Source organism: Amycolatopsis sp. NPDC003676, from assembly GCF_053587275.1.
Map to the genome: position 1 here is coordinate 39,371 of NZ_JBSFNS010000039.1, position 18,359 is coordinate 57,729.

Consider the following 18,359-nt stretch of genomic DNA (forward strand, 5'->3'; position numbering starts at 1 on the left):
CGGGTACCAAGTATTCACTGGGTTTCTTGCGCGTCGCTCCTGGTGTGGGGCGACGACGTGGACGGCGTGATTGCCCGCGTCTACCAGCCCATGTCCTTGGCGACTTCCTCCTGCGCGGCCGCGATTTCCTCGGCCGTGGACTCAGTGACGTCGCTGTCCGTGGCGTCTTCCAATCGGGACAGCAGGTCGGCGAGCGCCTGTTTCTGCGCGGGGTGCGTGATCGGCACCGCGTTCAGGTCGACGGTCATCAGCCAGTCGAACAGGACAACGGCGTCGGCGCGCCACAAACGTATGCCGACCGTGGGCAAATCCGGGTCCATGCCGGTGATCCTGCCCGCGACGGCGGCCTCGACGCCATTCGATGAGCGGCGAATCGCTGACGGCCACCGCGAGGAAGCTCGCGCCAGACCGTGGCCAGCCGTGCCAGATCCGCCTTCGCACCTCTGGCTGCCCCGCCCAGGGCACTCGCCGCCGCTTCCTCTTTTTTGCCTCGTCATCCCTCTGAACAGCAAAAACACCCGCTAGATCCAACCTGGCACCGACGCGCACCGATCTGGCGCCCAAGAAGTGTGGACGAGGAGCTGCGGGTAGCCGTGCTCGTCGCCAGCACCCGGGAGGGCCGGGTCGGCGGCGAGATCGGCCGATGGTTCGTCGAGCGGGCCGCCGGGCACGGCGGGGTGGCGCTCGACGTGCTCGACCTCGCGACGTTCGCGATCCCGGCCCGGCTGCCCGCCGAGCCGACGGCCGACATGGCCGGGTTCGCGAAACGGATCGCGGTGGCCGAGGCGTACGTCGTGGTCACGCCCGAGTACAACCGCAGCTTCCCGGCGTCGCTGAAACAGGCGATCGACTGCGCGTACGAGGAATGGCGGGCCAAACCGGTCGGCTTCGTCTCCTACGGCTACCGCGCGGGCGGCCGCTACGCGGTGGAGCACCTTCGGGACGTCTTCACCGAACTGCACACAGCGACGGTGCGGGATTCGGTGTGCCTCGACCTGCTCGAGCACGAATGCGGCGACCCCGGCGCGGGCCCGCACGGGGAATCCGCAGGTCACGCGGTCTCTGCTCTACTGGACGAGCTGATCTGGTGGGGACTGGCACTGCGCGAGGGCCGGCGCGCGCGGCCGTATCGCGGATGAACAACTGAGGGGAAAGGACAGACATGAGCAACGCAGCCGGGGAACCGGCGATCGAGACTTCCGGGCTCGTCAAAGTGTTCGGCGAGACCCGAGCGGTGGACGGGGTCGACCTCGTCGTGCCCGCCGGAACCGTGTACGGCGTCCTCGGGCCCAACGGCGCGGGCAAAACCACCACCGTCCGCATGCTCGCCACGTTGTCCCGACCGGACGGCGGCGAGGCGCGGGTGTTCGGCCACGACGTGGTGCGCGAAGCAGATGCCGTGCGCAGCCGGGTGAGTCTCACCGGCCAGTACGCGTCGGTCGACGAAGACCTGACCGGACAAGAGAATCTGGTGCTGCTGGGCCGGCTTCTGGGGCACCGCAGCGCTGCCGCGCGCGATCGGGCGGCCCAGCTGCTCGCGGCGTTCGGGCTCACCGAAGCCGCGCGCCGCCAAGTCAAGAACTACTCCGGCGGCATGCGCAGGCGGCTCGACATCGCCGCGAGCATCCTCAACACGCCGGATCTGCTGTTCCTCGACGAGCCGACCACCGGCCTCGATCCGCGCAGCCGCAACCAGGTGTGGGACATCGTCCGCGCGATCGTCGCGCAGGGCACCACCGTCCTGCTCACCACGCAGTACCTCGACGAGGCCGACCAGTTGGCGTCGCGGATCGCGGTGATCGACCACGGCCGCGTCATCGCCGAGGGCACCAAGGGCGAGCTGAAGGCCTCGGTCGGGATCGGCGCGGTCCACTTGCGACTGCGGGACGCCGACCAGCGCGCGACCGCCGCCGAAGTGCTGGAGCGCGCGCTTTCCGCCACCGTGCAACTGGATCACGACCCGGTCGCGATCACCGCCCGGCTGTCGTCGGACGCGCACGAGGCCGCCGCCGACCGCGCGTCGCGGGCTCTCGCGGAGCTCGCGAAGGCCGGCGTCACCGTCGACACGTTCTCGCTCGGCCAGCCCAGCCTCGACGAGGTTTTCCTGGCCCTCACCGACCGCACAGCCACCGAGGAGGCGGCGTGACCACCGTCAAGGAACCCGATCTCGACCTCGCGGCCCCGAAGCCGGACGAACTGGCCGCGGTCCTGCTCGCCACCGCACGGCCGCCGCGGCCGAGCGCGCTGTCCGCGTCGTTCTCCTTCGGCTGGCGGGCCGTGCTGAAGATCAAGCACGTGCCGGAGCAGTTGTTCGACGTCACCGCGTTCCCGATCATGATGACGTTGATGTTCACCTACCTGTTCGGCGGCGCGCTGGCCGGATCGCCGACGCAGTACCTGCAGTTCTTCCTGCCGGGCATCCTCGCGTCGAGCGTCGTGATGATCACGATGTACACCGGCGTCGCGGTGAACACCGACATCGCGAAGGGCGTGTTCGACCGCTTCCGCACGCTCCCGATCTGGCGGCCCGCCCCGATGGTGGGCTACCTCCTCGGCGACGTGCTGCGCTACCTGATCGCGTCCGTGGTGATCATGGTCGTCGGCCTGATCCTGGGCTTCCGCCCGGACGGCGGGATCGGCGGCGTGGCCGCGGGAGTCCTGCTGCTGCTCGTGTTCTCGTTCGGGCTGTCGTGGGTGTGGACGATGTTCGGGCTGCTGCTGAGGTCCGAGAAATCGGTGATGGGCGTCAGCATGATGGTGATCATGCCGCTGACGTTCCTCAGCAACATCTACGTCGACCCGTCCACCATGCCCGGCTGGCTCCAGGCCGGCGTCTCGGCCAACCCGATCAGCCACCTCGTCACCGCGGTGCGCTCGACGATGTCCGGAGCCTGGGACGGCAGCGCCATCATGTGGACGCTGATCGCGGCGGCCGCGCTGACCGCGGTGTTCGGGACGCTGACCATGCGGCTGTACAACCGGAAATGACCCGTGCTGGGCGGGAGGCCGCGCCGCTCGGCCTCCCGCCCGGTCGTGGCTTCAGACCGTGGGGGAGAGGACATAGGAGAACCGGCGGACCGCCGGAACCCATTGTTGGAAGCGGGAAAGAGTGTCGATGCGCAGCGCGGTGGACAGGTGGGCGAGGCCGCGATGAAGCTGGCGCCAGTCCCGCAGTTCCTTGTCGCAGAGCGTCCCGGCGACCGGGTTCTGCCAGACCTCGCCGTGCCGCCGCGGCGCGCAGTCGGCCACGAACCCGGCCCAGGTGTCTTCCGGCGAACGGTGGACGAGACCGCCGGCGATCGAACGGTCCGGGTCCGGCACGGTGTCCAACGCCTTTTCGAGCACGAGTCCCGGTGCGGTGAGCAGACCGAGCAGCGCCACCACCGCCTGGTAGTCGCCGGGTTCGAGGTTGTCGCCGAGAAAACGCGACGCCGCTGAGAGGTCCCGGGTCGCGCGAAGCATCCGGTACAGGTTGAACAGCCGCTTCGCCTCGCGCGGGGTGCTGATCAGCACGTCCAGTTCGGACAACAGGTCGATCTCCGCGGAGGTGAGCGGACGCGGCGGATCCGCGGCCCGCTCCGGACGGCTCTGACTGTCTACTTCGGACCCTTTCTCGATCTCGGGAAGGACGTCCGGGGGCGTCCGGCCCGGAGACGGAATCTGCTCGGTCCGCGGCCGTTCCTCGCCCGCGGGCTCCAGCAGCCGGTCGTCGGTCAGCGACCGCAACAGGCTGCGCAGGCTCCCCTCGGACATGGCGGGCAGCACGAACGGCAGGTTGATGATCTTCCCGAGATAGTCCTCCGGGGAAGCGAGCCTGCCGTCGTCGAGGGAATCGTCGAGCATCCCGTCGTAGCGGCTCTGCAACGACCGGGTCAGCCAGCGCGGGTCGACGCCGACCACCACCACGAACAGTTCCAGGGCGAGCAGCAGGTGCACTGCCTCCAGCACCTCGACCACCTGGCGCGAACTGCACCGGTCGAGGTCGTCGATGTACAGCACGATCCGGTCGATCGGCGTGCCGCCCGAGCCGGGATGCGCCCGCCAGTCGGCCATGAGGTCGACCAGCTGCTCGAAATCCTTGCGGATGGTGGAGATCAGCCCGAGGTCGCGCCGGTAGGAATCGCCGTGCGCGCGATCGGCCAGGAACGCGTAAAGATTGCGGCCCGGCGTCAGCTCGGTCAGCTCCCGGCCGAGTTCGCCGACCCTCGCCACCACCTCCTCCAGCTGAGCCTCGGCGACCCGCTGATCAGTCTCGGCCCTCCGGATCTCCTCGAGCATCCGGACGACCTCAGGCGCGACGGCCCTGCTCGCGCCCCGGTCGATGCCGCGACGGAGGTCTTCGCTGAGTTCGCGCAACTCCCGGATCCCCGACCGAGCCCGGCTCAGCAGCACGACCCCGGTGCCCGCCACCGCGGCGAACCCGGCGCCGACTCCCGCCAGCCACTCCCTCGCGACCGGAGTGGCCGCGGCGACGAGGAAACCGATGAACAGAATGACCGCGGACGCCGTCAACGCTGCCTTGCCCCAGCGTCCCTTGGGCGATCTGCGCAACGCCTCGGCTTCGGACAATGTGCCGCGCAACTGCTCGACCAACAGCGCACCCTGCTCGGCCTCGTCCTGGATCCCGAGGCGGCGCCACACTTCCCGGCTGCCGGCCAACGACCGGATCAGCACCTTCGCGATGTCTTTCCGGCTCAGCGCGGCCTTGTCGACGTCCGCCTGAAGTTTCGCGGCGGTCGCTTGCGCCTGGCGCTTCGCGTCCTCGAGTTCGGTGACCTGATCGAGCCGCTTGGCGAGTTCCTCGCGCAGTTGCTCGCGGCGCTGCTGCGCATTCGGACCAGGACCGGCGAGCTGCCGGAAGATCTCGTCGCCGAGACTGGCCCACAAGTTGCGGTCCGCGTAATGCCAGGCGTTGAACCCGATCTGGACGATCTCGCCGCAGTAAGCCGGATTGCCCGAGCCCGCGAGCCGATCCACCTCGTCCCGCATCAGCCCCATGAAGTAGCTCTTGCCGGACCCCCATTCACCGAACACCCCGACCGACAACGGCGGCAGGGTGCTCCGGTCGGCGATCACCGTCGCGAGCATGGACACGTAGGGCGCGACCCCGAGCCGATCGCGGTCGAGCGGGATCCCGAGCGTCGGGTCGACCAGATCGTTCGAGATGCCGCCAGCCAGCTCGACGGCGGAAAATCTCATGACCGCCGCCATTTTCCATGCCTCGAGGATCGCGTCTTCCGCGTCGTTGGAGTTGCATAGGAAGGCAAGACTGCGCAGCCCGCTGGTTTCCCCGAGAGCCTTGACCGCCGCCCGGATCGTCACCTCGGCTACTTCGTCCTCGTCGAATCCGAGATCGCCGGTTCCCAGCAGAGGCAACCCGAACGCGGTCGAGTTCGCGCTCGCCGCGAGGCGTATGCCGGCCTCAGTGGCCGTGGCGATGGCAGACAAGGTCGGCGGGCCCGAACCGCCGCCTTCATGGGGCGTCATGAGCACGGCGAACCGCAGCGAGTGCCGGCCGGTTTCGCGGATTTCCAGTACGAACGGCTGTTCCGGGACGATCGCGTCGTAGTTGATCGAGTCCCAGCCCTCGTACAGAAACTGCTCGCGGACGGCGCGACCGAGGCTGCCGAGCATGCCGCCGACGGAGACCGCGATGGCGTCGATTCCGGACTCCCATGGACGGTGCGTGCGCAGTAGATAGCACGAGGTCTCGCCCACCGTGCCGAGATCGAGGACATCGCTGCCTTCTGGTATGCCTGACATATCAGCCTGCGGCCTCCACGACCTCGACGTCGACGCGGACGGCCAGCCTAGCCAGACTGTGGCTTCGGCGCTCGGATAGCGGGGGTTTCGGGACGCGCAGCGGTACCCGTCAGCCCGAAGCTCGTGCCAGGCAGCTTCGAGCCTTGCTGAACGGGCGCGACTCGTTCGTGCTGGTGGCCGGGTTTCGCTCGCTGGGCTCGTTTGCCCGGTCGGCTGGGTCGCCCGGGCCGGTGGTTACAAGCGCCAGGTCATGGGCTTCTCCGGTTGGTAGCTGCAGGACGAGCCGGTCGTGATGGTGTCGCGGAGGTGGGCGGCCAGTTCTGGGTGGAGGTCGCCCAGTTTGCGGAGGGTGTCGCGGATTCGGGCGGTCACGGCTTTGCGTGCGCGTTCTGTTTCGTCGCCCAGGCGGCGGGTCCGGCCGGACAGGCCGGTGGACGTTCGGAGTTCGTCGAGGAGGGCGGCGCGTTCGGTGTCCAAGGCGGCGGCTTTGGCGTCGTCGCCGCGGAGGGCGGCGGTGTCGATCGCCTCGTCCAACTGGTCGAGGCGGCGGCGGTAGGCGGCTTTCGCGGTGTCGTCCAGGACGGGGTCGCCACTGAAGGCTTTGGCGGCTTCCGATTCGGGGCCGCCGTCGGGGGAGAGCAGTTGTGCGGCGGGGATTTCGGTTCCTGGTCTGCTCAGCAGGAAGTTCAGGTCTCGCAGGCCTTTCGCGTCTGGCATGCGTGCTTCCCGGTCGGCGAAGCGCAGGGTCCACACCGCGTCGGTTCGGTGGAATTCGTTGGCGGGAACCGGCGATGCTGGGCGAAGGCGGGTGGTGAGGTGCTGCATGCCCAGTTCAGCTGCTTCGGCGGTGACGGCATCGGCCAGGGTGGTTGCGCGGTCGGTTTCGCCTAGATCTAGCAACGTGTTCGCGAGGCGGTGGCGGGCTTCGACAGCCCACGGACGGGCGCGCAGGCGGTCTGCGGAGCGGGCCGCGGAAGTGAAGCGGGCGGCGGCTGTTTCGGCGTCGCCGAGGGTTTTGTGCAGCAGGCCTAGCCACAGGTCTACTGGGCCGCTCAGTTCGCAGCCGTATAGGGAGACCAGCCATTCTCCGGAGTGCGGGGAGAGTTCCCGCAGTAACCGTTCTGCTGCTGGGCGGTCTTTCAGCACTGCGGCGGCTTGGGCCTGGCAGCGCAGCCACAACGGGGTGAAGGCGCGGGCGTACGGGCCGTCGGCCGCTGCTTCGGACAGTTCGTGCCGGGTGGTCGCGGCGTCGCCTGCGAGTGCGGCGGTCAAGGTCCGCAGCAGGGCGGGGTGGGGGAGACCGGCGTCGGCCATTTTTGCGGGGAGTTCGGCGGCTTCGGCGAAGCGACCCTGTACCAGCAATGCGCTCCAGCGCAATTGGTCGGGCAGGTAGCCGTAATCGTTGCTGCCGAACATTTCCGGGGCGGCCAGCGCTTCGGCGAGAGCTGCGTCGGCTTCGGCGAAGCGACCGCGGAAGGTGCAGATGATGCTGCGGTCGATCGCTTCCGCCACCTTCGCGGCTGGCACGCCTTCGTCGGCGATCGCTTGGAACACCTGGAACTGGTCCAGGTAGCGCGGATCTCCCTGTTCCAGCATCGCGACCCATTTGAGCGAGGCGGCGAAGAATTCGTTCTCGCGGTCGTTGGTGCGTTTCGCGATGGCGGTCAGCTCGTCGGTGAGCCGCTCGCGTTCGGCGCCGCTGCCCAGGCCCCAGATCGCGTCGTGTCGTGCCCACAAGGTGAATGCCAGCGCGTCGTCGTCCTCGTCGTCGCGGGCGAGGACGACGACGCGGGCGGTGAGTTCCAGCCGGATTCGGTCCAGCGAGAGGGGTTCGGCCGCGTTGCCGCCGCACAGTTTTTCGTGTGCTTCGCGGAGAAGTTGGGCGGTGAGCTCGCGTCGTGCGCCGCTGGTGCTGAATTTCGACAGGGTGAGGGCGGCGCGGGCTAGCAGGTTCGCGTTGTCCAGTCGGCGGGCCAGCGCGGTGGCTTCCTCGCACAGGAGCCAGGCTTCGTCTTTCTCCTCTAGGCGCCATAGCGCGGTGCCTAGTTCCAACGCGACGACGGCTTGACCGCGTTCGTCCGCGGCGCGTTCGCGGGCTCGGCGCAGGTGTGCGATGGATTCCTCGAACGCCATCCGCGCACCGGCGTCCTTGGCCGCGGCGAGCAGCAGGCGCACGACGTGTCGTGGTTCGAGGTCAGTGTTGGCGAGGTAGGCGTGCCGCGCTCGTTCGGCGACTCCGGTCAGGGCCGGGGTGTGTTCGCCGGCGCGGACGACCGCTGCGTGCTGGCGTTGTGCTTCGGCGGGGGTCAGTTCGGCGTATCTCGATTCACGCACCAGGTCGTGCGCGAAGGCGAAACGGCCTTCGCCGAGTGCGAGAACGAGCCGGGCGGCTACGGCGCGGGTGAGCAGGTGGTCGACCTGTGCGACGGGTGCGCCTGCAGTGGCTGCGAGCAGTTGGAGGGAGAACTCTCGGCCAAGCACCGCGGCATTGGTGAGCAGGTCGGTAACCGGACGAGGGAGGAGCGACAACCGTCGCTGCAGTGCGTCGGCCACTCCGGGCGCGACCGCGGACACTGTGCTCCCGCTGCGCCACAACCGCGCGGTCTGCTCCACGAAGAATGGGTTGCCGCCGGTGCGCCGGTGCACGTCGGCCGCCAGCTCGGCATCTGGATCAGCGCCCGCGGTGCGGCTCATCAGCTTGGCGACGCCGGTTTCGTCGAGGCCGGTGAGCGTGATCGTGGTTGCCTTCGCGAGCAGCGGCAGCATCAGCTGATGCAGGGGATGGCTGGGCGTGTCCACCTCGACATCGCGGTATGTGCCGATGAGCAGCAGCCGCTCGAACCACGTGTGCCGGGCGGCGAACTCGAGCAGCCGCAGCGACGCCGGATCGGCCCAGTGCAGATCGTCGAGCACGACGACCACCGGGCGTTCCTGGGCCACCGTGACCAGCGCCCGGGTCACGGCGTCGGGCAGCTGGAACCCGTCGTCAGCCGGCGGTTCGGGGGTTTCGCCGAGCAGCGCGGACAGCATCGGCGAGCTGGCGACGGCCCATTCGTGCGCCGCGGCTTCCCGGCGCAGCGAGCGCATGACCTGGACCCACGGCCAGTAGCCCGGCGCGGCTCCGGACTCCCAGCAGGTGCCGCCGAGGACGAGCGCGCCCGCCTCGCGCGCGTCGTCGGCCAGTGCGCTGACCAGCGTGGTCTTGCCGATTCCGGCCTCGCCGGTGACCAGGGTCAGGCCGCCGTGGCTGGCCGTGGCGCGCGAGAGCTGCGCGCGCAGTGTCGAGGCGGGGTGGTCCCGCCCGATCAGCGCCGCAGTCATGTCCGGTTCCTCCCTTTCCTGGCGAGCCTCTCACGGACTCGCGATGCCGTCTCGTGCTTTCACCGGCTGCGACCGGCCGGTCACGCCGGTCGATGCCGATGCGGGCCATTCTGTCCGGGGGGTCTGACAATTTCCGGAGCCCCGTCACCTGGCCGGGTGACGGGAGTCCACTGTGGACCGGCGCTGGTCACAGGGTGACGGGCGTCTCCGCCGAGGACCGGCGCGAGGGGTGGTTGCGGTACTGTCGCCGGCATGGGGAGTCTCCGTTCGCGCGTCCTCGCTTGGGCCGGCCGCCGGTACATCGCCCGCCAGCAGAAACGCGGTTTCGACCTCGAGAAAATGGCGCTGCTGCCGGATTCGGCGCTGGAGCCGTTGCGCCGCCAGGGCCTCGACCCGGTGCCGGACCTCGGCAGGCTGCGCGGCGAGGCGCCGATCAGCAAGCTGGACCTGCCGTTCGGGATGAACGCCTGGCTCGTGACCGGGTACGAGGAGGCCAAGGCCGTCCTCGGGAAGGGCACGGAGTTCAGCAACGACTTCACCAACCTCGTCGGCAACGCGGGCGTCACCGAGGACCAGAACCCGGGCGGCCTCGGATTCGCCGACCCGCCGGTGCACACGCGGCTGCGGAAGCTGCTGACGCCGGAGTTCACGATGCGCCGGCTGTCCCGGCTCACGCCGCGGATCGACGAGATCGTGGCGGGCCAGTTGGACGCGATGGCGGCCGCCGACGGCCCGGTGGACCTGTGGGAGCAGTTCGCGCTGCCGATCCCGTCGCTCACGATCTGCGAACTGCTCGGCGTGTCTTATGAGGACCGGGCGGACTTCCAGCGGCTGAGCACCGCGCGGTTCGACCTGTTCAGCGGCGCGGGCGCGTCGCTGGGCGCGATCTCGGAATCGCTGGGGTACCTGCTCGAGATCGTGCGCAAGCAGCGCGAACAGCCCGGCGACGGCCTGCTCGGCATGCTGATCAAGGAGCACGGCGACGAGATCGACGACCGCGAGCTCGCCGGTCTCGCCGACGGCATCCTCACCGGCGGCCTCGAGACCACCGCGAGCATGCTGGCGCTGGGCGCGCTGGTGGTGCTGCGCGACCCGGCCGCGTTCGACGCGGTCCGCGGCGACGACGATTCGGTGCACCGGTTCGTCGAGGAGCTGCTGCGGTACCTGACGGTGGTGCAGATGGCGTTCCCGCGGTTCGCGAAGCAGGACCTGGACGTCGCTGGGGTGCACATCAGCGAGGGCGACATCGTGCTGGTGTCGCTGTCGGTCGCCGACCGCGATCCGGTGCTCGGCAAGGGCGACATGGACCGCTTCGACCCGACCCGCGAGCCGTCCTCGCACCTGGCGTTCGGGTACGGGATCCACCGCTGCATCGGCGCGGAACTGGGCCGGATGGAGCTGCGCGCGGCCTACCCGGCGCTGGTCCGGCGGTTCCCGAACCTGCGGCTGGCGGTGCAGCCGGAGGAGCTGGCGTTCCGGAAGGTGTCGATCGTGTACGGGCTCGACTCGCTGCCGGTGCTGGTGGACTGACTTCAGGTCGCTGGACGGCCGGGGCGGCTTGGGCGGGTGCCTCGGGGCGGGCCGGTGGTCGGTCGGTGCGCGGAGGCTCGTACGGCTGCGGCCGGGTTGGCGCCGTGCTCGGCTGCTGTCGGATGCGGCGGATGTGGCCGGTGGATGGCTTCGGCGGTGGCCGCACCGGCGGCGTGTGCGGGATGGTCGCGTCGGCGGGTGCGTGGAGTGGTTTCGTCGGACCGGTTGCGTGCGCGGGACGGTCGCCTCGGCGGGCGCGTGGAATGGCTTTGTCGGACCGGCGGCGTGCGAGTGGTGCACGGTCGCGCGGTGGAATCCGCAGTGCGCTCGGGAACTCCCGAGGCGGCCTAACGGAACCGACAGCGCACTCATGATGTGCGAGGTTGCGCGGTCGAACCGAGTCCACGCAGGTGATCGGAACCCGTCACGGCGCCGCCCTCGCCGGGCTTCTCACCTCATCGCACCCCTCTCGGCCGGAACTGCACGCTGATCCGCGGCCCCACTGCCCGGGCCGTCTTCGGGATCGCGTGTTCCCACGTCCGCTGGCAGGACCCGCCCATCACGATCAAATCTCCGTGTCCCAGCGGGTACCGCACCGAGTCCCCGCCGCCTCTCGGGCGCAGCGCCAGGTGCCGGGCCGCGCCCACGGACAGGATCGCCACCATGGTGTCCTCGGTCCGGCCGCGGCCGAGGTCGTCGCCGTGCCAGGCGACGCTGTCCTGGCCGTCCCGGTAGTAGCAGAGCCCGGCCGTGCGGAACGGTTCGCCCAGTTCAGCCGCGTAATGCGCGGACAGTGCCTCCCGCGCCTCGGTCAGGACCGGATGCGGCAGCGGCGCGTGCTCCCGGTAAAAGCACAGCAGCCGCGGGACGGCGACGACCCGGTCGTACATCTGCCGACGCTCCGCGTACCACGGGACCTCGGCCGCGAGATGCTCGTACAGCTCGTCCGAGCCGTCGAGCCATCCCGGCAGCACGTCGATCCACGCGCCTTGCCCGAGTTCGGTGCGCTGCACGCCGGACAACGGGCCCAGCGTGGCCGGCCCGCTCGCACCGAACAGCGAGCCCTGAAATGCCTGACTCATGCCTCCAAGCTACACGACGATCGAACACCTGTTCGGATGAACTACTCGGCGGGCTTGGGATGCGCGGTGACGACGAGCCGGTGCAGGCGCGCGTCGGGGGCGGATTCGTTGTGGTAGCGGGACACGAGGTCGGTCACGAGGGTGGTCAGTTCGTCGGTGAACGCCGAACGGTCGCGGGCGGAGGCGAACGCGATTTCCGTGTCCAGGGTCAGCGTCGAGAGCGGTTTGCCTGCCCGGGTCGCGCGCCGGGCCAGACCGGCGACCTCGCGCAGGGTGCGGCCAGCGACGGCCAGCAGGTAGCTCACCGACAGGCGGTCTGGTTTCACGCTGGCGGAACCGGCCGCGCCGAGTGCGGCGGGGGAGACCAGGTAGGCGCTGGCGGTGGCGGCGAAAAGCCGTTCGGTGAGGCCGCCCCACTGCCGGGTTCCGGCGGGTTCGACGAGGCCGTGCGATGCGAGCGCGCGCAGGTGGTAATTGACCTTTTGCCTGGTCAGGCCCACTTTGGCGGCCAGCGCCGCGGCGGACGCCGGTTCGGTCAGCGCGGCCAGCAAGCGGGCGCGCACCGGGTCCAGCGCGGCCGCCGCGACGGCGGGGTCCTCGATCACTTCGACGTCCTGCATCCCCTGAGCCAAGCAGTGACAAACAAAGTCGTCAAGGGAAACGCTCTTGTCCGCGACCGGCCGGAGACCTACAGTGATCCCCCAGTGGTCTGGACCTGTACCGCTACCGCCGCCCTGAGTTCGACGGAGGTTGGCACGTGCGCACGAGAACCCGGATCGGCGGAGCACTGGCGGCGGCGGTGTGCGGGATGGCGATTCTGGCCCCGGTCGCGGACGCCCAGGTCGGCGGCGGCACCTGGAAACCCTGGTCGCCGGGGTACAAGGAGCAGCAGAAGGGCTGCGGCCAGGTCAGCGGGCTCACCTTCAAGCTGACCTGCTCCGACGGCAGCGGCGAGCAGCGGGCCGAGCGCCGCTACGACACCTACACCGGCGGCACGCACCAGTTCGAGGGCTCCTTCAAGATCACCAGCATGGGCGGTTCGCGGATCAGCCTGAAACAGACGTTCCGCGACGGTTCCAACGCCGGGCCGTATTTCCTGCTGGCGGTGGAGAAGGGCGGAAGGCTCTACACCGTGGAGAACGGACAGACGGTGGCGACCGGCGCGACTGTCGGGACTTCGGTGCGAGTCAACACGATCAACGAGGTCGGCAGCTCCCACAAGGTATACATCAACGGCTCGCTGAAGCAGACGGACGACAGCCCATCGGGTAGTTATTACGACAAGTTCGGGTCGTACCGGACGGCCAGCGGCGCCGGGCCGATCACCGTGCAGTGGAGCGGAATCAAGTTCTGGACCAGGTGATTCGCTTGCTCGCCGGACGGGTGCCTTCTCCCCGCCTGGCATCCGTCCGGCGGGCGACCATCATCGAATTTCCGTTGCCGCGCCAGAGGAAGTCGGCCACTGTGGCGGTCATGACTCTGGTTGAGCATTACGACACTGAAACTGCTGAGAACACCCGTCTTTTCCGATCGCCGCACGGCAGGCTCGAGTTCCGGCGCACGCAGGAACTAGTGCGCAGAGCGATATCGGGGCCTGGCAAGAGAGTGCTCGACGTCGGCGGGGCGACCGGGGCGCACGCCCGATGGCTTGCCGCGGACGGACATTCGGCCCACGTAGTCGATCCGGTGGCCGGTCATGTCGCGGAGGCGGCGCGCATCGAAGGCGTTACAGCGGAAGTCGGCGATGCGCGAGCTTTGACTTGGCCCGACAACAGCGCGGATGTCGTGCTGTTAATGGGCCCGCTCTATCATCTGACCGAATTCGATGACCGTGCGCAGGCAATTGCGGAAGCTCGGCGCGTGCTTCGGCCTGGCGGATTGCTATTCGCCGCCGCGATCAGCCGTTACCTCTCGGTCATGGAAACCGGGACAAACGGCCAGCTCGCCGAGCAGCTAACACCGTCGGTGGAAGCTGTTCTCGACACCGGACGCTACGACGGCCACGTCGGTTTCGTCCCCGCGCACTTCCACACTGCGGAGGAGCTGAGCAACGAGCTGGAAACCGCTGGCCTGTCGGAGATTTCGGTGTACGGCGTGGAAGGCCCGGCCTGGCCAGCGCTGGACGTGGCCGGTATCGACGAGTTCGACGCACGCGTGGACGCGGCCCTTCGATGCGCCCGTCTGGTCGAGCAAGATCCGCTCCTGATCAACGCCAGCGCGCATTTCCTGGCGGTAGCTGTCAACTAGCCCATTCGTCCAGCGAATCCCAAGCCGTGAGCGTCCGGCGGCTGGTGAACCGGCGGTGCTCGCCGCTCAGCGGATCGTCGAACTCCAGCACTTTAGCCAGCAACTGCAACGGTTTCGTGAAGTCGTCCAACGGCTTCTCGTGCAGCTCCGGATAAAAGTCATCGCCAAGAATGGGAGTCCCTAAAGAACACATGTGAACCCGCAACTGATGCGTACGTCCAGTCGCAGGGGTGAGGCGATAACGACCCAACCCGTCCCGATGCTCCAGAAGCTCCACAGTGGACTCCGCATTCGGCGGCCCGGGAACCTCCTGCGCGGCCAGCACGCCGCGCTCCTTGATAATCCTGCTGCGCACAGTCCGGGGCAGCTCCAAGGAAGGATCGTACGGCGCGATCGCCTCGTATTCCTTGTGCACCAACCGATCGCGGAACATGGTCTGGTACGCGCCCCGCGCGGACGGCGTGATCACGAACATCACCAACCCGGCCGTCACGCGATCGAGCCGGTGCGCGGGGGACAGCGCGGGCAGATCCAGCGACCGGCGCAACCGCACCAAAGCGGTTTCCAGCACGTGCCGTCCACGCGGGATCGTCGCCAGGAAGTGCGGCTTGTCGACCACGAGCAGGTGCTCGTCGCGGTGCAGGACGGTGACGCCGAACGGCACCGGGACCTCGTCCGGCAGGTCGCGGTGGAACCAGATGAACGAACCGGGGACGTACGCCGCGTCGATCCCCAGTGGACCGTCCTCGCCGTGGATTCGCTGCTCGTGCAGCATTTCCTCGATCCGCGCGGGAGCGACCCGGGGGAGGCGTTCGACCAGGTGCTCCAGCAGCGTCGTCCACGGGCCCTCGTCGGGCAGTCGCAGCCGGGCCGGGTCTAGGCCGTGCCGGGGCGGGATCGGGGCCGGGCGCTTGCGTCTCATCGGCTCCCGAGTCTAGTCGGCGGGGTTCTGCCGGTAGGCCGCGATGTAGCGGGCGGTCGCCGCGGCGTTGGCCTCGGCGGCCTTCTCGCGCCGGATCCGCTTGCCGGTCCCGGGCGGGAAACCGTTGCGGGCCAACCGGTGGTCGATGCTTTCCTCCATGTAGGCGCACGAGTAGAAGTACGACACCAGCGCGGCCATCAGCACGATCGCCAGCCGCAGTCCGAGCGGGGCCGGCAGCAGCAGCCAGACCAGGCACAGCGGCGCGATGCCCACCGACGCGCGCAGGACGTGCCGCGCCTTCCAGTGCTTGGACGTGGCGTCGTGCAGCAGCCAGTCCTGGTAGCGCTCGGGCAGTCGTCCGCTGACGGCGTACCAGAACCAGCGGAGAACGCCGGGCCGTTCGGTCATCGTGCCTCCTCGGGGTCTGGCGCCATAGTACACTAACGATTAGTGCACTAACTATTAGTGTGGTGCAGCCCGCGCTAGGGTGGGCTCGAGCACGAGGAGGACGAGTGGCCGAGATCGACCTTGGCGAGGACCCGCTGAAGCTCGACCGGCAGGTGTGTTTCGCGCTGTCGGTCGCCTCGCGCAGCGTGATCGCGATTTACCGGCCGCTGCTGGAGCCGCACGGGCTGACCCATCCGCAGTACCTGGTGATGCTGGCGCTGTGGGAGCAGTCGCCGCGCTCGGTCAAGGACCTCAGCACGGCGTTGCGGCACGAGCCCGCGACGCTGTCGCCGCTGCTCAAACGGCTGGAGGCGGTCGGGTACGTGACGCGCGGCCGCAGCCGGGCCGACGAGCGCCAGTTGACCGTCGAGCTCACCGAGAAGGGCCGGAATCTGCGCGCCGAGGCGGAGAAAATCCCGTATCGCGTCGTGGAGCGGCTCGGCATGGAGGTTTCCGAGCTGGAAGCGCTGCACGCCGCGCTGGGCCGGGTGATCGAAGCGACCGCCTAGCGGGAAGAACTTGCGCCCGGATCCGGTTCTGCTCAAGGGAACGTGCCGACTGAGCGGAGCGAGCGTGGACAAGATCCGGGTGGGGGTGGCTCCGGGAATCGGGACCGGGCCCGCGGAATTCTCCGGTTTGGCGGAGCTGACGGAGGCGGCCGGCGTCGACTCGCTGTGGCTGTCGGAAGTGATCTATTCGCCGGACGTCGACCCGTTGATCGGCATGACGCACGCGCTGGCCCGCACCGAGCGGCTCAAGCTGGGCACCGGCGTCGCGATTCTGCCTGGACGGAACCCGGTGCTGGTCGCGAAACAGCTGGTCACGCTCGCCGGGCTGGCCCCGAAACGCGTGCTTCCGGTGTTCGGGCTGATGCCCGCGCAGCCAGGAGAACGCGCGCTGTTCCCGGTGCCGGAGGGGCGGCGCGCGGCGGTGTTCGACGAGTCGCTCGCGTTGCTGCGCCTGTTGCTGGAACAGGACAACGTGTCCTTCGACGGCGAGTTTTTCCAGGTCGACGGCGTGACGATCGGACCGCGTCCGGCGAAGCGGCTCGACGTCTGGGTCGGCGGGGCAGCTCCGGCGGCCTTGCGGCGCGCGGGCCGGTTGTCCGACGGATGGCTCGGCAGTTTCCACACGCCGGACCAGTCTCGGGCGGCAAGGCTGGCGATTCAGGAAGCCGCGGCCGAAGCCGACAGAGAGGTCGAATCGGACCACTTCGGCTTGAGCATGGTCCTGGCGCTGCACGGAATTCCGGAGGGGCTGCGGAAGGTGGCCGAACGGCGAAACCCAGGCCGTCCAGCCACCGAACTCGTGCCCACCAGCTGGGCCGAGGCGCGCCGGATGATCGAGCAGCACGTCGAGGCCGGACTCACGAAATTCGTGGTCCGGCCCGGATACTCCGGCGATTACCGGCAGTTCCTCGACGATTTCGTGCGCGAACTCGTGCCGTTGCAGAACTAGAACGTCAGCTGTTCGGTCTTGCGGGGCATGAGCAGCAGCGCGACGACACTGAGCACCGACACGGCGACGATCGCGAGGAACACGTTGTGCGTGGCCCCGGCGAGCGATTCGCGGACGTACGCCGTGGCCGGCGAGTTGTCGTGCGCGCCGCTGAGGATGCGGCTGGTGGCGTCGACGCTTGCCGGAAGGTGCCCGGCGACTTCCGCGGGCGGATTCGCGAACCGGCCGGCGAGCGTGGCGTTGGCGATCGCGCCGAAGATCGCCGTGCCGACCGCGCTGCCCAGCGAACGGCTGAACATGTTGGTCGCGGTCACTACGCCGCGGCGTTCCCAGCCGACGGTCGATTGCACGGCCACCACGGTCGGGCTCGACGAAAGCCCGAGCCCGATCCCGACCACGAACACGGCCGCCGCGGCCATCCAGACCACCGATTCCAGGCCGAGGAACGTCGCCATGACTGCCCCGACGAGCAGGAATCCGCTGCCGATCAGCGCGGTGTCGCGGAATCCGATCCGCAGGTAGACCTTCCCGGACAGCGACGCCGCAATGGGCCAGCCGATCGTGAGCGCGGCCAGCGCGAAGCCCGCGGTGAGCGCGTCCGTGCCGAGCACGCCTTCGGAATACGTCGGCAGGAACGAGCTGAAGCCCAGCAGCACCGCACCGGTCACGAGCGCGACGAGGTTTCCGCCGATCAGCGTGCGCCGGGTGAACACCCACAGCGGCAGCACGGGTTCCTCCGCACGCCGTTCGACCAGCACGAACGTGACCAGCATCAGGCCGGCGACGGCGAAGATCGCCAGGCTCGGCGCGGACGTCCAGCTCCACGCGACCCCGCCTTCCAGCAGGGCCAGGATCAGCAGCGCGCAGCCGAGCGTCAGCAGGGTCGCGCCGGCGTAGTCGACCTTGTGCCGCGTGCGTTTCACCTGCTCGGTGAACTTGCGGTAGAGCATCCACGCGGCGAGCGCGCCGAGCGGCAGGTTGACGAAGAAGATCCACCGCCAGCTGAGGTATTCCGCGAACACGCCGCCGAGCGTCGGCCCGATCACCGAGGCGACCGCCCACACGCCGGCGAGGTAACCCTGCACCCGGGCGCGTTCCTCGACCGTGTACAGGTCGCCGACCATCGTCATGCTGATCGGCTGGACCGCGCCCGCGCCGATGCCCTGCACCGCGCGCGCCGCGATGAGCACCGGCATGCTCCACGCGACCCCGCACAGCACCGAGCCGAGCAGGAACGCGGCGATGCCGAAGAACATCACCGGGCGGCGGCCGAGGACGTCGGCGAACTTGCCGTACAGCGGCACGGTGACCGCCTGGGTGAGCAGGTAGATCGAGAACAGCCACGGGAACTGGGAAAACCCGCCGAGGTCGCGGACCACCGAGGGGACCGCGGTGGCGATGATGGTGCTGTCGAGGGCCACGAGGCCGGTGCTCAGCATGACGGCGGCGAGGACGGGTCCGCGCTCGGAACGAAGGCCTACGGCGGCGCGTTTCGCCGCGGGCGGACTGCTCGTGGTTCCCATGCCGGGAATAAACTCCTTCGCACCGGCAAGCATTCCCCAGCCGATCGATCGGTGCACGGGTGTTCG

16 protein-coding genes are annotated in these 18,359 nt (G+C 69.1%); 8 read left to right on the plus strand and 8 right to left on the minus strand.

What is annotated here, in order from left to right:
* Positions 1 to 80: 80 nt before the first annotated feature.
* A complete protein-coding gene (locus ACWDNU_RS23015; RefSeq protein ID WP_370938534.1) occupies positions 81 to 320 on the minus strand; it encodes a hypothetical protein in 240 nt (79 codons plus the stop codon).
* Positions 321 to 569: 249 nt separating this feature from the next.
* Here ACWDNU_RS23015 and ACWDNU_RS23020 point away from each other — a divergent pair, with 249 nt between their 5' ends.
* Genes ACWDNU_RS23020 through ACWDNU_RS23030 form a run of 3 tightly spaced genes read left to right on the plus strand, consistent with a single transcriptional unit; the run spans position 570 to position 2,988 of the window.
* The gene (locus ACWDNU_RS23020; RefSeq protein ID WP_449670407.1) at positions 570 to 1,139 is read left to right on the plus strand and encodes an NADPH-dependent FMN reductase; all 570 of its coding nucleotides are present in this window, start codon (positions 570 to 572) and stop codon (positions 1,137 to 1,139) included.
* Positions 1,140 to 1,162: 23 nt separating this feature from the next.
* Complete coding sequence (locus tag ACWDNU_RS23025; protein WP_449670408.1) at positions 1,163 to 2,146, plus strand: ATP-binding cassette domain-containing protein; 984 nt, start codon at positions 1,163 to 1,165, stop codon at positions 2,144 to 2,146.
* Positions 2,143 to 2,988 (plus strand): ABC transporter permease, encoded by an 846-nt coding sequence (locus tag ACWDNU_RS23030; protein ID WP_449670409.1) that lies wholly within the window; start codon positions 2,143 to 2,145, stop codon positions 2,986 to 2,988. The genes ACWDNU_RS23025 and ACWDNU_RS23030 overlap by 4 nt, the downstream gene beginning before the upstream one ends.
* Before the next feature lie 51 nt (positions 2,989 to 3,039).
* Here ACWDNU_RS23030 and ACWDNU_RS23035 read toward each other — a convergent pair whose 3' ends face one another.
* Both ACWDNU_RS23035 and ACWDNU_RS23040 read right to left on the minus strand, forming a co-directional pair.
* On the minus strand, positions 3,040 to 5,763 hold the full coding sequence (locus ACWDNU_RS23035; protein ID WP_449670410.1) for a P-loop NTPase fold protein: 2,724 nt from the start codon (positions 5,761 to 5,763) through the stop codon (positions 3,040 to 3,042).
* A gap of 234 nt (positions 5,764 to 5,997) precedes the next feature.
* Positions 5,998 to 9,084 (minus strand): ATP-binding protein, encoded by a 3,087-nt coding sequence (locus ACWDNU_RS23040; RefSeq protein ID WP_449670411.1) that lies wholly within the window; start codon positions 9,082 to 9,084, stop codon positions 5,998 to 6,000.
* Between the two features lie 252 nt (positions 9,085 to 9,336).
* Here ACWDNU_RS23040 and ACWDNU_RS23045 point away from each other — a divergent pair, with 252 nt between their 5' ends.
* Positions 9,337 to 10,614, plus strand: a complete 1,278-nt coding sequence (locus ACWDNU_RS23045) for a cytochrome P450 (protein ID WP_449670412.1) — start codon at positions 9,337 to 9,339, stop codon at positions 10,612 to 10,614.
* Between the two features lie 455 nt (positions 10,615 to 11,069).
* On the opposite strand, the gene ACWDNU_RS23050 is transcribed toward ACWDNU_RS23045, so the two are convergent.
* On the minus strand, positions 11,070 to 11,696 hold the full coding sequence (locus ACWDNU_RS23050) for an alpha-ketoglutarate-dependent dioxygenase AlkB (RefSeq protein WP_370938527.1): 627 nt from the start codon (positions 11,694 to 11,696) through the stop codon (positions 11,070 to 11,072).
* Positions 11,697 to 11,737: 41 nt separating this feature from the next.
* Positions 11,738 to 12,316 carry a helix-turn-helix domain-containing protein gene (locus ACWDNU_RS23055; protein WP_449670413.1) on the minus strand — a complete coding sequence of 193 codons (579 nt, stop codon included), beginning with the start codon at positions 12,314 to 12,316 and terminating at the stop codon, positions 11,738 to 11,740.
* 188 nt (positions 12,317 to 12,504) lie between these two features.
* Here ACWDNU_RS23055 and ACWDNU_RS23060 point away from each other — a divergent pair, with 188 nt between their 5' ends.
* Positions 12,505 to 13,059 carry a hypothetical protein gene (locus ACWDNU_RS23060; protein ID WP_449670434.1) on the plus strand — a complete coding sequence of 185 codons (555 nt, stop codon included), beginning with the start codon at positions 12,505 to 12,507 and terminating at the stop codon, positions 13,057 to 13,059.
* Between the two features lie 110 nt (positions 13,060 to 13,169).
* Positions 13,170 to 13,943, plus strand: coding sequence for a class I SAM-dependent methyltransferase (locus ACWDNU_RS23065; protein WP_449670414.1), 774 nt, complete (start codon positions 13,170 to 13,172; stop codon positions 13,941 to 13,943).
* Here ACWDNU_RS23065 and ACWDNU_RS23070 read toward each other — a convergent pair.
* Complete coding sequence (locus ACWDNU_RS23070; RefSeq protein ID WP_449670415.1) at positions 13,936 to 14,865, minus strand: RluA family pseudouridine synthase; 930 nt, start codon at positions 14,863 to 14,865, stop codon at positions 13,936 to 13,938. The two genes, ACWDNU_RS23065 and ACWDNU_RS23070, sit on opposite strands and share 8 nt — an antisense overlap.
* A gap of 12 nt (positions 14,866 to 14,877) precedes the next feature.
* A complete protein-coding gene (locus ACWDNU_RS23075; protein WP_370938523.1) occupies positions 14,878 to 15,273 on the minus strand; it encodes a DUF5313 domain-containing protein in 396 nt (131 codons plus the stop codon).
* A 104-nt stretch (positions 15,274 to 15,377) separates the two neighbouring features.
* Between ACWDNU_RS23075 and ACWDNU_RS23080 the strand changes: the two genes are divergently transcribed.
* Both ACWDNU_RS23080 and ACWDNU_RS23085 read left to right on the plus strand, forming a co-directional pair.
* Positions 15,378 to 15,821, plus strand: coding sequence for a MarR family winged helix-turn-helix transcriptional regulator (locus ACWDNU_RS23080; protein ID WP_116203003.1), 444 nt, complete (start codon positions 15,378 to 15,380; stop codon positions 15,819 to 15,821).
* A 64-nt stretch (positions 15,822 to 15,885) separates the two neighbouring features.
* Positions 15,886 to 16,770 (plus strand): TIGR03854 family LLM class F420-dependent oxidoreductase, encoded by an 885-nt coding sequence (locus ACWDNU_RS23085; RefSeq protein ID WP_449670416.1) that lies wholly within the window; start codon positions 15,886 to 15,888, stop codon positions 16,768 to 16,770.
* On the opposite strand, the gene ACWDNU_RS23090 is transcribed toward ACWDNU_RS23085, so the two are convergent.
* Positions 16,767 to 18,293, minus strand: coding sequence for an MDR family MFS transporter (locus ACWDNU_RS23090; RefSeq protein ID WP_449670418.1), 1,527 nt, complete (start codon positions 18,291 to 18,293; stop codon positions 16,767 to 16,769). The two genes, ACWDNU_RS23085 and ACWDNU_RS23090, sit on opposite strands and share 4 nt — an antisense overlap.
* Positions 18,294 to 18,359: the final 66 nt, after the last annotated feature.

What these genes read in the sequence shown, in the direction of transcription:
- ACWDNU_RS23015 (WP_370938534.1), bottom strand. Translation starts at nt 320, where the DNA reads ATGGACCCGGATTTGCCCACGGTCGGCATACGTTTGTGGCGCGCCGAC.
- ACWDNU_RS23025 (WP_449670408.1), top strand. Translation starts at nt 1,163, where the DNA reads ATGAGCAACGCAGCCGGGGAACCGGCGATCGAGACTTCCGGGCTCGTC.
- ACWDNU_RS23035 (WP_449670410.1), bottom strand. Translation starts at nt 5,763, where the DNA reads ATGTCAGGCATACCAGAAGGCAGCGATGTCCTCGATCTCGGCACGGTG.
- ACWDNU_RS23040 (WP_449670411.1), bottom strand. Translation starts at nt 9,084, where the DNA reads ATGACTGCGGCGCTGATCGGGCGGGACCACCCCGCCTCGACACTGCGC.
- ACWDNU_RS23045 (WP_449670412.1), top strand. Translation starts at nt 9,337, where the DNA reads ATGGGGAGTCTCCGTTCGCGCGTCCTCGCTTGGGCCGGCCGCCGGTAC.
- ACWDNU_RS23050 (WP_370938527.1), bottom strand. Translation starts at nt 11,696, where the DNA reads ATGAGTCAGGCATTTCAGGGCTCGCTGTTCGGTGCGAGCGGGCCGGCC.
- ACWDNU_RS23055 (WP_449670413.1), bottom strand. Translation starts at nt 12,316, where the DNA reads ATGCAGGACGTCGAAGTGATCGAGGACCCCGCCGTCGCGGCGGCCGCG.
- ACWDNU_RS23060 (WP_449670434.1), top strand. Translation starts at nt 12,505, where the DNA reads ATGGCGATTCTGGCCCCGGTCGCGGACGCCCAGGTCGGCGGCGGCACC.
- ACWDNU_RS23065 (WP_449670414.1), top strand. Translation starts at nt 13,170, where the DNA reads ATGACTCTGGTTGAGCATTACGACACTGAAACTGCTGAGAACACCCGT.
- ACWDNU_RS23070 (WP_449670415.1), bottom strand. Translation starts at nt 14,865, where the DNA reads ATGAGACGCAAGCGCCCGGCCCCGATCCCGCCCCGGCACGGCCTAGAC.
- ACWDNU_RS23075 (WP_370938523.1), bottom strand. Translation starts at nt 15,273, where the DNA reads ATGACCGAACGGCCCGGCGTTCTCCGCTGGTTCTGGTACGCCGTCAGC.
- ACWDNU_RS23090 (WP_449670418.1), bottom strand. Translation starts at nt 18,293, where the DNA reads ATGGGAACCACGAGCAGTCCGCCCGCGGCGAAACGCGCCGCCGTAGGC.